Below are 15,540 nucleotides of genomic sequence, written 5' to 3'. Positions count from 1 at the left end.
CACACCAACACCCTATATTTGCAGCATAAAATTAAAACAACAGTAATGAGCAACAATAATAACACTAAAGTAGAAGTAGGTTTCATTTGGCAAATCACCGATGATGTATTGCGTGATGCGTTTAAGAAAAATGAAATTGGTGATGTCGTACTACCTTTTGTCGTTATCCGACGTTTAGATTGTATTCTTGATGGACTAAACGAAACCGTTCGATCTACCTATCATAATTTCAAAGACAAAGTAGCTGAGGACAAACTTGATCCTATTTTACGCAAAGCTGCAGGAGGGTTAAAGTTCTATAACGTCTCTAATCATACCTTACATTCTTTAAAAGATGATGCTCGTAATATTGAAATCAATTTCAATAATTACCTCAATGGTTTCAACAAAGAGGTACGCGATATTTTAGAAAATTTTCAGTTCGATAAAATCATTGCCCGATTAATCAAAAACAAGTTGTTGTATGAAATGATTGATGCCATATGCAAAATCGATATGCACAGCGACAAAATTGACAATCACGACATGGGTTATGTTTTTGAAGAGCTCATTCGTATCTCAAACGAACAATCAAATGAAACCGCGGGAGAGCATTTTACGCCTCGTGATGTGGTTGCTTTGATGAACAGCATCATGTTTTCGACAGAGAAAGACGAGTTGTCTCAAACAGGTATCATTCGTACGATTTTTGATCCGGCTTGTGGTACCGGTGGTATGGTTAACCTTGGTAAAAACTACATTTTAGATACTTTGCTAAAAGACAGCAAAAACAAACCGACTATTCAAACGTACGGACAAGAATTGAATGAGCAATCCTATGCGATTGCGAAATCCGAAGCATTGATTACAGGTGAAGAAGCGAACAATGTAAAACACGGTAATTCTTTCTCTGAAGATCAATTTCAAGGTAAGTATTTTCATTACATGATGGCCAATCCTCCTTATGGGGTAACTTGGAAAAAAGACCACCGTTTTATTGAAAACGAAGCCTTAAATCCAGCAGGTCGTTTTTATGCAGGTACACCACGTTCGTCTGATGGGCAACTACTGTTTTTACAGCACATGATTTCTAAAATGGAGCGTGAAGGAAGCCGCATTGGGGTAGTTACAAATGGTTCCCCTTTATTTACAGGTGATGCGGGTTCTGGCGAAAGCGATATCCGCAAATGGATTATCGAAAACGATTGGTTAGAATGTATCGTGGCCTTGCCGAAGGATATGTTCTACAACACCGGAATCAACACCTATATTTGGTTTTTGACCAATAAAAAACAAAAACACCGCAAAGGCAAAGTGCAATTGATTAATGCTGCAGACTACTGCCGTTCTAACAAAAAAAGCTTGGGTAACAAGCGTAACGAAATTACCGAAGACCACATTGCTGATATTTTAAAATTGTATACCAATTTTGAAACCACAAAGGATTGTAAAATCTATAACAACGATGACTTTGGTTTTTACCAACTCACGGTAGAGCAACCGTTGTACGACGAAAAAGGAAAAAAAGTTTTGGATAAAAGCAAAAAACCTAAGCCGGACAGTAAAAAACGCGACAAAGAAAACGTGCCTTTAACAGCCGATATCGAAAAGTATTTTGAAAACGAAGTACTGCCTCATGTGCCCGATGCTTGGATTGATTTTGACAAAACACGCATTGGCTATGAAATCAACTTTACCAAGTATTTTTATGAATACAAAGGCTTACGTGCTGCCAGTGAAGTGAAACAAGAAATTGTAACACTCGAGAACGACATTGCCACTTTGTTAAATGAATTATTGAACTAATGAAAGGATACGAGAGTTATAAAGATAGCGGTAATAAGTTTATTGGTGAAATACCACATCAATGGAAATCTTCTAAATTAAAATATTTTGTTAATGTTGTAACTGGAAATACTCCATCTACAATTGTAGAAGACTTTTTTTCAGATGAAAAGGGTGTTCCTTGGGTTAAACCAAGTGATTTAAATGGGTTTAATAAAATAACAACTTCCAAACAATTTTTAACTGAAAGAGGATTGTCTCAATCCCGATTAGTTAGAAGAGGGTCGGTGCTTATTGGTGGTATTGGGGATATTGGGAAATTAGGAGTTGCAGGTTGTGATATTACTACAAATCAACAAATTCATTCAGTTGAAGGAGATCTCAAAAAAATTGATGATGAATTCTTAAAATACTTACTTTATTTTTCAATCGAAGAGTTACAAAAAAACTCTTCAAGTGTAGTTCTTTCAATTCTTACCAAAACAAAGCTTTTAGATTTAGATATTGTTTTGCCTTCTCTCAAAGAACAAACCCAAATCGCTGCATTCCTTGATTACAAAACGAATCTTATTGATGCTACCATCGAAAAGAAAAAGCGTTTAATTGCCTTGCTCAAAGAAAAACGCCAAGCCGCTATCAACGAAGCGGTAACTAAAGGACTAAACACAAATGCCCCTATGAAAGATAGCGGTGTAGAATGGTTGGGGGAAATTCCGGAGCATTGGGCAGCAATTAAGTTAAAACATATCGCATCTACATCTTTCAGTAGCGTGGACAGACATGAATATACAGAAGAAATCAAAGTTTCAATCTGTCATTATCCAGATGCATATAAAAATGATAAAATAAATAATCTAACTTCCTTAAGCACTGGTACTTGTACGGAAGCTGAATTCGAAAAATTTCAGTTAAAAAAAGGGCAAGTTATAATAACTAAAGATTCTGAATCTGCAAACGATATTGGGGTACCAACTTACATTGATGAAACATTAGAAAATGCTGTCTGTGGTTATCATTTAGCTATTTTAGAACCTCAAGAAGGTAAATTAAACGGTGAATTTTTATTCAGGTTTATTCAAACATCAAATGTTTCAATTTATTTTGAAAATAACTCAAATGGAGTAACAAGATTTGGACTAGGTAAACCGAAAATTGAAAATTTATTTGTCATATTGCCTTCATTAGAAGAACAATCAATAATAGTTGATCACATCAATTATCAGTCAGAACTCATTGATAAATCAATATCTAAAATTAAAATGGTGATTGAAAAACTCCAAGCCTACCGTCAATCGTTAATTTCAGAGGCGGTAACGGGTAAAATAGATGTTCGTGATTGGGAATCGACTACTAAAAAAGCATAATTATGGCGCAAGGCACGAGAGAAATTCATCTAGAAGAAGATATAGTAAAATACTTGGTAGAGCAAGGAGGATTTCATGAAATCTCTCCTTTGGTTTATGATAAAGAATTGTGTCTCATTCCATCTGAGGTCATTTCGTTTATACAGGAAACCCAAGTAGAACCTTATAATAGCCTCAAAAACAAACAACTTGGTGACAAAACAGATGCAACTATTCTACATGATATCTCGTACCAATATAAAAAAAGTACCCATAAAACCCTTGATTTACTTAGGAACAAATTAAAAATTAGAGGAGAACGATTCGATATGGTTTATTGGCAACCTGCCAATAACAAAACGCCGGAGCATGAAGTAAATTATCAAAAAAACCGTTTGGCCGTGGTACGCCAATTGAAATATTCCAAAAAGAATAATAATTCAATTGACCTTGTTTTGTTTGTCAACGGAATTCCTGTTGTTACTCTTGAACTAAAAAACGAATTGACAGGGCAAAATCACCATAACGCGATCAAACAATACATACAGGATCGTGATCCTAAGGGAGAACCGTTTTTGGAATTCAAGCGATGTTTGGTGCACTTTGCTGTAGGTACTCAGAAAGTTTTTATGACCACAGAACTGAAAGGAAAGAGCACCTTCTTTTTGCCTTTTAACCAGAGTTTAGAAAACTATAACGACAACGGCTTTGCAACTTCTTACTTATGGGAAGATGTATTAAAAAAAGATTCTTTATTGGATTTATTGCAAAACTACATCAATATTCAAACTGATGTAGAAAAGGAATACGACCCGCTAGCTAAGGGATTAAAAGAAAAGAAATCAACTAAATTATTATTTCCACGTTTTCACCAACGCAGAGCGGTGCAACGCTTGCTAACAACCTTAACAGATGAAGGAGCTGGAAAAAATTATTTAATTCAGCACTCAGCAGGTTCTGGAAAATCAAATACAATTACTTGGCTAGCCTATCGCTTAGCGGGTTTTTACCAATTCGAATCTGATAATAAAGCCTTATTCGATTCGGTGATAATTGTGAATGACCGTAGGGCTTTAGACAAGCAAATTCAAAATAACATTCGTCAGCTAGACAATACACCAGGATTAGTAGCTTATATTGACGAGAACAAAACAGCGCAAGATCTTAAAGCAGCGATTGAAGAGGGTAAGCGAATTATAATCACAACCATTCAAAAGTTTCCGGTGATATCCCAGACGATTGCCAATATGCCCGAGCGCAAGTACGCGGTTTTGATAGACGAGGCACATAGTTCACAATCTGGTGAAACAGCACGTCATTTAAAAAAATCATTATCCCTTGAAGAAGCGGAGAACCAAGATGTATCAGAAGATCTGGACGATATTATTGCCGATGAAATCAAACGAAAAGGGAAACAACCTAATATTTCGTTTTTTGCATTTACAGCAACCCCAAAACCAAAAACTGAGGAATTGTTTGGCCGTAAAATAAATGGTGATCTAAAAGCTTTTGATTACTATACCATGGAGCAGGCTATCAAAGAGGGTTTTATTCGAGATGTCTTAAAAAATTACATGTCTTTCAAACGGTATTACAAAATCATTAAGCGATCTGATATTGATGATAAAGAATACGAAAAAAAGAAAACGGTTCGCCTCTTAGGTTCGTATGCTGACTTGCAAGATCATGCTATAGAAAGAAAAGCACGTATTATGATAGAGCATTTTGTGAGTAAAACGCAAAATGAAATTCAAGGAAAGGCCAGAGCAATGGTGGTAACTAAATCGCGATTGCACGCTGTGCGTTTCAAGCGAAAGTTTGATGAAATCATGCAAGAAATGAAGCTGCCTTATAGCGCATTGGTAGCTTTTTCGGGTACAGTAAAAGATCATGAAGCCAATGAGGAATATACAGAAACAAGTATGAACCAGCTAGCAGGAAAAACATCGATTCCTGAGGCTTTAAAGCTACCTCAATTCCGTTTTTTAATTGTTGCCAATAAGTATCAAACAGGTTTTGATGAACCCTTGTTGCACACCATGTTTGTGGATAAAAAATTAGGTGGTGCCTCTTCAGTACAAACGTTAAGCCGACTGAATAGAACTATGCGTGGTAAAGAAAGTACTATGGTGCTTGATTTTGTTAATGATCCCGAATTGATACAGCAAGATTTTCAACATTTTTATGGAGAAAATTTTATGGCAGAAGACAATCAAACAGATCCCAACAGCTTGTATACAGTACAAACCAAAGTGGATAGTTTTAATGTGTTTTACCAAAACGAAGTAGAAGCTTTTGCTAATATCTTTTTTAGAAAAGGAAATAACTATGAAAAGCTCAATCCGATTTTAGTAACCGTAAGCAAACGTTTTCAAGAATCTTTAGACGAGGTAGAGCAAACAAGTTTCAAAGCAGAAGCGCAAACCTTTTTAAAATTATATCGATTTTTAAGTCAAATCATCACTTTTACAGATGTAGAGCTAGAGAAATATTATGTTTTCTTGACAGCATTGGTAAAAATGTTACCCTACATAAAAGCAAATCTTCCATTAGACGTTTTAGGCGAAGTTGAATTGGATAGTTATAAAATTCAACATCAATATACTACTGACTTAGCATTAGTTTCCGAAAATGGAGAAATGTATGGTATGACTCCTGGAGGAGCAGCAGGAAAAGATGACGATGAACTAGATTTGTTAACGAATATCATAAAAGTGCTCAACGATACTTTTGGTATTGATTTATCAGAGGAAGACAAAGTAGAATTTAAAAAGATGAAGGATAAAATTTACTCCAATCAAGAGTTGATGGGATTTTTCAATAAAAATAATTCAAGAGACAATATTCAGGATAAATTCAGCGAAGAAATCGATAATGAATTACTGAATTTCATTAACACTAAGCTAGAACTCTACAATAAACTATCGGAAGATCGCGTGAATCTTATGTTCAAAAAAATGTGGTTCAATGATTTGTATAATAGTAAGGTAAGGGGGATTTAAAAAGTACTTAATTACTAAAATAAAACTATTGCCGTTCTTAGAAAAAAAATAAAAGTCAACTATGAGAATTAGTGAAATACTTATTGAATTAAATATTAAACTGGAAATATTAAAGCTATACTTTAAACATGTAAACTACACTTTTTTTAATATAGATCAGCAAGTTCCGGAAGAAACGTACAATAAAATAGTAGCAATCCATAGTAACGATATCGTAAAAAAAAGGATATTACGTAAGCAACAAGAAGACTCGATACTTGCCTATGTGGATAATGAAAACTATCGCTTTATTGCAACAGTAAAGTGGTATTATAATCAACAGACTAAAGGAGAATATGGATTTTTAGAATTGAAAGGTATGCCCGACATACATTTTTCTGGCAAGTCCTACCTGTATAATAATCCTGAATATTTAAAGCCTGGTGATGAAGTAGTAGTAACCTTGAACAAAAAAGAAGTTGATACAAAAAAATCAAATATTAGAGCTATTGCGGTAAATGACATTGCTCATGAAAAAGACATAAACTATCTGGTTTTTTACCTTTTGAATTATTTTCAAAGTTTGTTGAGTAAAAAAATTGATATTGTAATTGACCAAATCTCAAAATTGTCGGTGAAGTTGACTGATGATGATAGAACAGCAATTAAGGTTTTTTTAGAGGATAAAATACGATTACAAGACATCAGAATAGATAAGCTACAACACATTCCTTCATTCATAAAAGCTTGTCGAATTGACTTGACTTATTTTAATAGCTTTTTATTGGAATTAAAGCCAGATCAATTATTCGAGTTATGGAAAGATAATAACGATATTGAAATCGAATTTAATCAGCTTAAAGAAAATCTTACTAGTTACGTAAAACAAAATTTAAATAAAGAAAATATAACTCATCAAACATTAGCGCTGGTTAAAAACTTCACACATATTTCGATAATTGAGAATACAATTAGATTCCTTTCTCGTCTTAGTAATGAACAAAAAAAAGAAGTTTTAGATTTAGTTTTAGAAGATGCTATTGACAAATATGAAGACTATAAGGTCCATTATTTAAGTTCACTTTTGGTTATATACCAAACATTTAATATACCTGTTAATTTTAAGTATATAAGCCAAAAATTAAACCCAACAATAATCTTTAATCTTTGGGTAAAAGTAGAAAAACTAGAGATTGCTTATGAATTAATTGAGAAAGAACTTCGTGAGTATTTAAAACGGGATTTACATAATGCAACCAAATTGTTAGTTCGATTTAGTATTGAACAAAAGAAAGAAATTTTAGACCAACTCTTTTTGGAAATTTGCGCTTTAAATGAGAATAGCAAATATGATTTTTTAGTTTCAGTTATTAAAATCTATAAAGAATTTAATTTACCAATAGATTATAAATTTATCCCCCAAGAACAACATTTAAGGCTTTGGGAAGACAATTTCATTTTTGAATTTCCATTCGATCAAGTTTTCAACAAACTGATGATCCTAAAAAGGAAGTATTTCGAAAGAAAAACTCAAGCATACTTTCATGTCACTGAAAAAGAAAAACATAGCGAATATGAAGAATATATCAACCGAATAAAAGAAGATGATTTAATAAACATATTAGCAAAGACATACTATAAAAATGGTTTAATTAATAAAGAAGACGATTTTAAAACGGTAGTATTTTTTATTGAAAATATTCCTCAAAAATATAAATCAGAGTACATTAATTCAGCCTTTAATAAAGCATCCGATTTTTATAAGTTACAGCTATTTGTTTTAAACTATGTAGATGATATAGATTATAGTACGGTTGTTATTTATACCGGTTTATTGTCAGCTAAAAGTCAAAAACTTTTTTTCAAAAAAATTATTAAACTAATAGCTGAAAATAAAATTAATATTGGTTTGGATGATTTGAATAAAATCACAACCATAGATTTCCAAACAAGTGAATACGCCAAAGAAATTGATGGCGTAGGATTGGATTTTACATTGAGCGTGATTTTAAAGGTAGCAAATGATCTAAAAAATAAGATTTCTACAAGTAGGACTACTATATTTGATTTAGTAGCAAATCAAATTAGAAATCCAAAAGATTTATTGGTGATTGATGGTTTCTTTGAGAAATGTTCTGGCAAAACTGTAATTGAGGAAAATGGTATATATCAATTAGCGGATGGTACTTCAAAAATGCATTATCAAAAAACGAAGAAGGAACATTTCAAACCAAGGTTTTCAACATTTTGTGATGGTAGAAAAGCTTTAAAAACAGAAACACTCGAGCCGATATTGTGTAAAAAATCAGGCTTTGAATTTTGGTGGTGTGAGAATACTCAATGCTATGAGGTATGCAGAAAAGCTCATACGCCAACAGATTGGCAAAATTATACTTTAGAAGACATTTTGAATGTTTTAAAAATTCCGTACGAAGAAGTTCAATACGAAATTTTATTAAATGTAATCAATCGTGTCAATCGATTTTTAGAACATTTATCTTGCAGAAAATGTAATTCTATTTTAAAACCTAAAGGTAAATCTAAATATGCTTTTTACGGTGTTAGTATGTTTTCTTGTGAGAACAAAGATTGCCAAGAATACGCAAATGACATTTACCTATCCCATTGCTTAAATGGTCAATGTGAAGATATTATAGATAGCAGAGATAGTGTTAAATGCAAAACGCATGGTTTTGATGATGAATGCGGTTGGTACATTTGCAAAAACTGTAATGCTTGTTGTAGCTCTCAAAAATTAAAAGCTCGTGCTGGTTATTTGGAAAATTTCGGACAAGAATATAAATGTCATTTAGAAGGCCATCGTGACAGAGGGATTGTTTGCTGTAGTGATTGTGGAAATGAAATGATAGAGTCCATAGCTACTAATGAATTATACAAAGAGCAATTAGATTGGTTTATTAATCAAAAAGACAACCATCCAAATATTATAAAATACGGTGAAAGAAAAAACGATGGTAAATGGTGGTTTATATGGGCTAGAGGCAACATAACTTATGAAGTGTATCGTAAGCAAATACAGGGTCTATTTTCCAGTGGTTTTTCAATTCCTGATTTTAACAATAAAGAAAAAGATAATCAACTCATAGCGGAACCATTTGAGAAAAAGGCATTAGGAACTGATAAGGTATTTGTATGCTTAAATTGTGACAAACATTTTGATTTAAATAATAATGATGATTTTAATTTTGTTAGAAAAAGAGCAGTTCAGATATTTCACAATAAAGTTTTTCCTAAAATTGATCTATAATAACAGCTGACCCAATCCTCTTTAAATAAGCAACAGGATTAGTCGGGAACTTTTTTTCAGAAAAAATAACATTAGGCTCAAATTCAAAAATGATTTGTATCAATGCAGATATAGCTTAATATTGATTCATCCCATTCAAAAGTCTATTTTTTATCCGTTCCTTCAATTGTTGAGGTTCTACAACCCTAACACTATCACCATAACTTAGAATTAAGCGTTCTAATTCGTAATTGAGTATGACATTAATTTTAAGTTCCAAAGTGTCAGTATTAATCCATTTATGCTTTTGTGTTTCGTGAATAGATTTGTTCTCCATATATTTTCCGGTCAATTGATTGAAATGCAAAACAACGTTTTCTAAAACGGCACCTTCTGCTTTGCTAACTCCTATCATATCCGAAAAATACTCTTGCCAATCAATAGTATCATTGTGAATAAAGGGAACGTTAAATGGTGCAATTGCTACAATCCTGTCAATAGCAACATTCCAGTCTGATTTCCAACTTTCTACATGCAGCCCAAACAAAAACCATCGATGATTGTATTCTTTTAGATAATAAGGATGAAAAATATAGGTATAGGGATCTTCAGTTTTAAAATCCTTATAAGTGATCTGTAGAGGTGTTTTATTTTGTACTGCATTATATAGTGAACTGAAGTGCTCGATACCTTTTAAATCTTGCGAGCTATCAAAACCGATGAAGGGTTTTTCGTGGTTAGTTATTTTTAAATCTGTTTTTAATTTGGCTATTATAGCTTGAATGCCTTCAAATTGTGGCATACCTTCAAATTGTGCTAAAACTTGTATTGCCGATTGGAACTGGTCCATCTCAACATCATTTAATGGCGCATTGTTAATCGAAAAGTTCAAATCTTCATATCGATAAATTTTCTTTTTTCCTTCAAATAGTTCCGCTAATTCGATGTTCCATCCCTCAGGACTTCTCATGAAAGCAATATCATCCCTCAGCTGACGTGTCTTTATATGTTCTTCAACACCAGTAATTTCAAAAAGAGCTTCGTTTACTGTTTCTAATAATGTGTCGAAATAATAATTTTTATATGGATTTCGAAAACACTTATCTAAAATTTTGTAACGAATTAAAGGGTTTTTAGTGATGGCCATTGTGGGTTTTTATTTATATTTACCAAGTTAAGAATACGCAAGGTATAAAATAAATTTATGTGTGCAGCAAAAACGCACTCTTGAATTATACGTTTGCAGAGTCAAACAAAAGTTCTTTGAAAAACCGTAGTGAAATATTGAAATGTCTATCGCAAGATAGGCTTGCCTGCTGGAAATATTATTTTTAATATTTTAAATTGGCTGGTAGTTTCAGAGTAATCTGGAACTGAATGTTAGTGATGTGATTTTAGGAACATTGATACAATGTTGTTTCAAAACCCTCACCTTTTTTGATAAATTATTTCTTTAATTATTTTAGATTTTAATTTATGATCTTTGGATACATAGAGAAAGAATAACAACTACGGTTTTGAAAAGACTTACAAAAAAATCAAATGAAAATTACTCTAGAGCAAAGTAAGACTATTCAAGAAGCTTTTAAAAAAATGGATAGTAAGAATGATTTTCTCGCTTTATTGAATGAAGCGAAGAAATTAATGTATGGAGATAAAACGATTCCTTTTGAAGAAAAGCAGTTGAATTACTACATAAGTAAGGATTCAATAAAGAACAAATCTGTAAAGTCAGAAAAAAATATATCAACTGTTTTGCTTAAAGAAGAAACGAGTTTTAAAGCTAGTGTGAGAAAACCATCTTATACTTCTTTTACCATAAAAAAGAAGTCTGGGAGTGATAGAACTATCTATGCACCAGTGAAAGGATTGAAAGAGTTGCAAAAAGCTCTGAATATAATATTGCAAGCAATACATGAGCCTCACATTGCTGCTACAGGCTTTGTCTTGGGTAAATCAATAGTTGATAACGCGAAGGTGCATGTTGGTCAGATTTATGTTTATAATTTAGACCTAAAAGACTTTTTCCCAAGTGTTGATAAAGCACGTGTTTGGGGTAGATTATTGGTAGCTCCTTTTAATTTAAATACTTCAGATGAAAGGAAAAAGATTGCAAATATGATTGCAGGATTATCCTGTACCCCAATGGAGGTTGAACGTTTTATAGATAACAATTGGGTTAAAATAACAACTGCTGTTTTACCACAGGGAGCGCCTACATCACCGACTTTGACAAACACAATTTGTGAAAGAATGGATAAACAATTATCAGGTGTGGCCAAACGTTTTGGTTTGAATTATACAAGATATGCAGATGATATAACATTTAGCAGTAAACACAACAGCTATGAGGTATCTCCTAACAAATTTGAAAAGATATTTGTTTCCGGAAGTACGTTTGACAAAGAAGTAAGAAAGATTATTGCCAACCAAAATTTTCATGTAAAGGAAAGTAAAGTACGTTTACAACAAGAAGGATTTCGCCAGGAAGTAACTGGTCTAGTGGTAAATGAAAAAGTAAATGTGACCCGCCGTTACATCAAACAATTGCGTCTATGGTTATACTATTGGGAAACGTATGGCTATGATAAATCTTATTCTTTCTTCCTTCAGAAATATTGCAGGGAAAAAGGGAATGTTAAAAAAGGGCAACCTAATATGGCCATGGTTCTTGATGGAAAGCTATTGTATTTAAAGATGGTGAAGGGAGAAAAGGATGAAACGTACCTGAAGATGAAAAATCGATTTGACGTTTTAGTTCTAAACACAACTCCTTCAAAATCATTAGTACCTAATAAATTATTAGAAGTTAAGGACACAAAAGAGAACATAGGTAAAAACATAGTTGATTTAATTTTAGAAATTGGATTAGAAGGAGCTATGAAAAATTATAAATCGTAACTATGCCAAAATACAGCAAAGAAAGTTTAGAAAAGCTTCTCGTTCTCATTGATGAAATATGCAAAGAGGAGGAGAATTTGTGGTTTAAGGATGAAATCCAAAAAAAATATTCAATAGTTTCATTAAATAAGCATAACCCTGATGAATCTCTCAATAGAATTTATGAATATTGCATAAAGGAAATCATTGAAAAACAGGCTATTAAATTTTATGAAGATTTTAAACTTGATGAAATTAAGCCAAAATTAATTGAAGATTTTATAAGAATGGAACATTTTCGAAGGGATGATAATTTTGAAGATTTTTGTTTAGCGATGTTCCAACAGATTGAAAATATTGTTATCTATACTTTTAATTCGTATCGGATTTTAGAAAAAATTAAAGATAATAACAATCAATATTTAATTTCAACATACAATAAAGATTTAAAAAAGTTTACTCGGTCTACATATGGAATAACATTAGGTAGATTTATTTTTCAAAAGTACAAGCTAGATGAACCATTTAACATTCATTCTCAAACTTGGTACTTTTTGAATAAACTGAGATCAATCCTCTATTACTTTTATTTTAATAGTCAAATAGAATTTAACACTACTAAATTTGAACATATTTATCAAATTGCTAATGAGCTATATCAAGTTAGAAATTTGAATCATAGAGGGGGTGAAAAATCTGAATTTCAACAGAAAATATTCGATGAAATTATTCCTAAACACAATAAATATTATTTTAAATTTCTTGGTTTTTTAGAGGACTTTGTTTCGGCAACTAATAAAAATTTAATTTCTATGGATTAAGTTTGCACACTTCCTTATTTCCTTTGTGGTGTTGAAATACTAATTCCAACATGCGATAAAAAAATTCTTGAAATAGAAAATCTGTTAAAACTTTTTGTTAACCTAGTAGATTAAAAGTTTAGGAGAGTAAGTGAAAAATATCGGTGATATCACCATTTTTACTAAAATCAAGGTTTTTAATAAAACGTATTATTCAGAAGATTTTATTGGTTATCTGATAGAAAATTTTAGAATCATTAAAAACGAAGGGTTAAATCTTTGTAAGTTAATAAAAAATTTAGAAAACGAGATTAAAAGCCTAAATGATTTTTTAAAACAAGTAACATTCTATTATGTGAATTGTCTAGTTTATTATTTTGGTATAAAAATCAAAGAAAACTTGTAGCCAATATCAAATATTCTCAACTCAAATCAACAATTTAACTTGATATAGCGATCTTAAATCAGATATAAGACAAAAAACCTCTAATAAAATATTTTAATGTTTAGGAAATCTACTTTAAGTTTCGACCACTATTCAAAACAACATAAACTAACTTTAAGACTTTTATAAAATGGAAGATATAAATAATAAATATCTGGTAAGCTTAGTAAATGGTAATTTCATTCCGACAGGAAACTTCCTCGCTACAAATAACGGAGGTGTAACTTATTTTGCAAACGAGCATTTTGTAAATCAAAACAATATTCATTTTGCTGATTTACAACAAAATATTTCAAAATTTGCAGTTATAGTAGATGAAGATGGCGTTGGAAATTGGCTTGGGACAACTTTTCGTAATATAAATTTCATTTCAAATTCAGAAGATAAATGTATTAAGTACATTGAATTAAAATCTTTAGAAGAAAAAATGAATTATGATAAAATGGATTTGGTAGAAAAACTTCTTGAACTAATTCAAAAGTCGTCAAATACTCAAGAAGTAAACTCTAAAATTATAGAAATAGAAAGAATTTTAATTGAAGTTAATAATCAATTGATTCAATTACAAGATGAATAAGGATAAAACATTTTGCATAATCAATTAAAAGAATAAAAAAATTAGCCCTGCACTAAACCTGCACACTTCCTCATTTCCTTTGTGGTGTTGAAATACTAAAGCCAACATACTATGGAAAATGCACTTACAATTTTAGACCATTTACAATTTGATTGCCCAACAGCACAACAAAGATCTGCTTTACTAGGAATGAGTAATTTTATTGCAGAAAGTAATAAGAATGATTTTTACATATTATGTGGTGCAGCTGGAACAGGAAAAACATCTATTACTACGGCACTAATCGGGTATTTGAACTCCAAAGCTATTAATTACAAAATTGCAGCTCCAACGGGCAGAGCAGCTCGAATTCTGGGTCGTAAATCTAAAACTGTAAACAGCACCATTCATTCTTTAATTTACAGTACTAAGCCAAATCCTGAAACGGGTGAAGTAATATTTGAATTAAAAGAAAATACCATTAAAGAGACCACAATATACATCATTGATGAAGCTTCGATGGTGTCATCAACTGTAAACAGAACAGAAGGAAGTATGTTCACATCTAAAAACTCATTGCTAAGTGATTTAATAATTTTTATTAAAAATGGAAATCCTGAAAACAAGATTGTTTTCCTTGGCGATAAAAACCAATTGCCTCCAGTTAATGAAACAGACTCAAAAGCCCTTTGTTTGGAGTACCTTAAAGCAAAATTTCAATTAAATGGAACTGCCCATTTGCTTACAGAAGAAAAACGTCAAGAAGACGGAAGCTATATTCTCAAAAATGCAGTTTCTATTAGAGAAGGGATTGATGCTAACATTAAGAAGGTTAAGCTACAAGGAGTAGAACAACAAACTATTTCACAAGCATCATCAGCGTATGTAAAAGAATATCTAAATAATGGTTTTGAAAGCATAGTTTCAATTGGAGCAACCCATAAAATGAATAAAATGTTCAATAATGTGGTCCGTGAAAAATTGTTTGGCAGTAGAATCAATACCTTAGAAACAAGTGATCTTTTAATAGTAACTAGCACCTGGAGAAGAAATGACTTTCAATTATACAGTGGTGATCATGTTACAGTCGTAGAAGTAAAAACAAATGATACAGAACAAGTGGCTGGTTTGCATTTCGTTCCAGTAAAACTGCTATCAAAGTCCATTCAGGGAATAGACGAAATTATTGAAGACTATATATTATTGGAAAGTATTCTAAATCCCGAAGGATTAAAATTAGAACAAGAAAACAGATTACGACACGAACGATTTACAAAAAACAAAGTATATCGCGAAAGTGGAAATGCTGCTGATGATCGTTATATTGGTGCCATTCGAGCAACCTATGGCCATTCCATTACCTGTAACAAAGCACAAGGTGGCGAATGGGATAAGGTATTTTTGAACTCATTTTTTATTCCTTCATTAAAATACCAATATACCGCTGTCACTAGAGCAAAATCGAGTCTAATACTATATTGATTCATGAATGTTGAATAAAAAGAAAATCATTTTAACTACAAT

Annotated in this window: 9 protein-coding genes; 8 read left to right on the top strand and 1 reads right to left on the bottom strand. The window is 31.9% G+C overall.

Annotated features, from left to right (window positions below):
• The first annotated feature begins 45 nt into the window (after positions 1-45).
• From LQ189_RS11070 to LQ189_RS11055, 4 genes are all read left to right on the top strand, one after another.
• Positions 46-1,785, top strand: a complete 1,740-nt coding sequence (locus tag LQ189_RS11070) for a class I SAM-dependent DNA methyltransferase (protein WP_230156882.1) — start codon at positions 46-48, stop codon at positions 1,783-1,785.
• Positions 1,785-3,128 (top strand): restriction endonuclease subunit S, encoded by a 1,344-nt coding sequence (locus LQ189_RS11065; RefSeq protein WP_230156880.1) that lies wholly within the window; start codon positions 1,785-1,787, stop codon positions 3,126-3,128. The genes LQ189_RS11070 and LQ189_RS11065 overlap by 1 nt, the downstream gene beginning before the upstream one ends.
• A gap of 2 nt (positions 3,129-3,130) precedes the next feature.
• The gene (locus tag LQ189_RS11060; RefSeq protein WP_230156878.1) at positions 3,131-6,109 is read left to right on the top strand and encodes a type I restriction endonuclease subunit R; all 2,979 of its coding nucleotides are present in this window, start codon (positions 3,131-3,133) and stop codon (positions 6,107-6,109) included.
• A 61-nt stretch (positions 6,110-6,170) separates the two neighbouring features.
• Entirely contained in the window at positions 6,171-9,356 is a 3,186-nt protein-coding gene (locus LQ189_RS11055) for a hypothetical protein (RefSeq protein WP_230156876.1), read from the top strand.
• A gap of 115 nt (positions 9,357-9,471) precedes the next feature.
• Here the strand turns inward: LQ189_RS11055 and LQ189_RS11050 are convergent, their stop codons facing one another.
• Complete coding sequence (locus LQ189_RS11050) at positions 9,472-10,482, bottom strand: YafY family protein (protein ID WP_230156869.1); 1,011 nt, start codon at positions 10,480-10,482, stop codon at positions 9,472-9,474.
• Positions 10,483-10,877: 395 nt separating this feature from the next.
• Here LQ189_RS11050 and LQ189_RS11045 point away from each other — a divergent pair, with 395 nt between their 5' ends.
• The 4 genes from LQ189_RS11045 to LQ189_RS11030 all read left to right on the top strand — a co-directional run bounded on the left by LQ189_RS11045 (position 10,878) and on the right by LQ189_RS11030 (position 15,498).
• Complete coding sequence (locus LQ189_RS11045; RefSeq protein ID WP_230156868.1) at positions 10,878-12,236, top strand: reverse transcriptase family protein; 1,359 nt, start codon at positions 10,878-10,880, stop codon at positions 12,234-12,236.
• A 2-nt stretch (positions 12,237-12,238) separates the two neighbouring features.
• Positions 12,239-13,036 (top strand): hypothetical protein, encoded by a 798-nt coding sequence (locus LQ189_RS11040; RefSeq protein WP_230156866.1) that lies wholly within the window; start codon positions 12,239-12,241, stop codon positions 13,034-13,036.
• 554 nt (positions 13,037-13,590) lie between these two features.
• Positions 13,591-14,037, top strand: coding sequence for a hypothetical protein (locus LQ189_RS11035; RefSeq protein ID WP_230156864.1), 447 nt, complete (start codon positions 13,591-13,593; stop codon positions 14,035-14,037).
• 111 nt (positions 14,038-14,148) lie between these two features.
• Entirely contained in the window at positions 14,149-15,498 is a 1,350-nt protein-coding gene (locus LQ189_RS11030) for an ATP-dependent RecD-like DNA helicase (RefSeq protein WP_230156862.1), read from the top strand.
• Positions 15,499-15,540 lie beyond the last annotated feature (42 nt).

This window comes from Flavobacterium sp. CECT 9288, assembly GCF_918731615.1.
GTDB lineage: Bacteria > Bacteroidota > Bacteroidia > Flavobacteriales > Flavobacteriaceae > Flavobacterium.
Note: the sequence above shows the minus strand (reverse complement) of the source record. Positions and strands in the feature narration are given on the sequence as shown.

What these genes read in the sequence shown, in the direction of transcription:
- LQ189_RS11070 (WP_230156882.1), top strand. Translation starts at nt 46, where the DNA reads ATGAGCAACAATAATAACACTAAAGTAGAAGTAGGTTTCATTTGGCAA.
- LQ189_RS11065 (WP_230156880.1), top strand. Translation starts at nt 1,785, where the DNA reads ATGAAAGGATACGAGAGTTATAAAGATAGCGGTAATAAGTTTATTGGT.
- LQ189_RS11060 (WP_230156878.1), top strand. Translation starts at nt 3,131, where the DNA reads ATGGCGCAAGGCACGAGAGAAATTCATCTAGAAGAAGATATAGTAAAA.
- LQ189_RS11055 (WP_230156876.1), top strand. Translation starts at nt 6,171, where the DNA reads ATGAGAATTAGTGAAATACTTATTGAATTAAATATTAAACTGGAAATA.
- LQ189_RS11050 (WP_230156869.1), bottom strand. Translation starts at nt 10,482, where the DNA reads ATGGCCATCACTAAAAACCCTTTAATTCGTTACAAAATTTTAGATAAG.
- LQ189_RS11045 (WP_230156868.1), top strand. Translation starts at nt 10,878, where the DNA reads ATGAAAATTACTCTAGAGCAAAGTAAGACTATTCAAGAAGCTTTTAAA.
- LQ189_RS11040 (WP_230156866.1), top strand. Translation starts at nt 12,239, where the DNA reads ATGCCAAAATACAGCAAAGAAAGTTTAGAAAAGCTTCTCGTTCTCATT.
- LQ189_RS11035 (WP_230156864.1), top strand. Translation starts at nt 13,591, where the DNA reads ATGGAAGATATAAATAATAAATATCTGGTAAGCTTAGTAAATGGTAAT.
- LQ189_RS11030 (WP_230156862.1), top strand. Translation starts at nt 14,149, where the DNA reads ATGGAAAATGCACTTACAATTTTAGACCATTTACAATTTGATTGCCCA.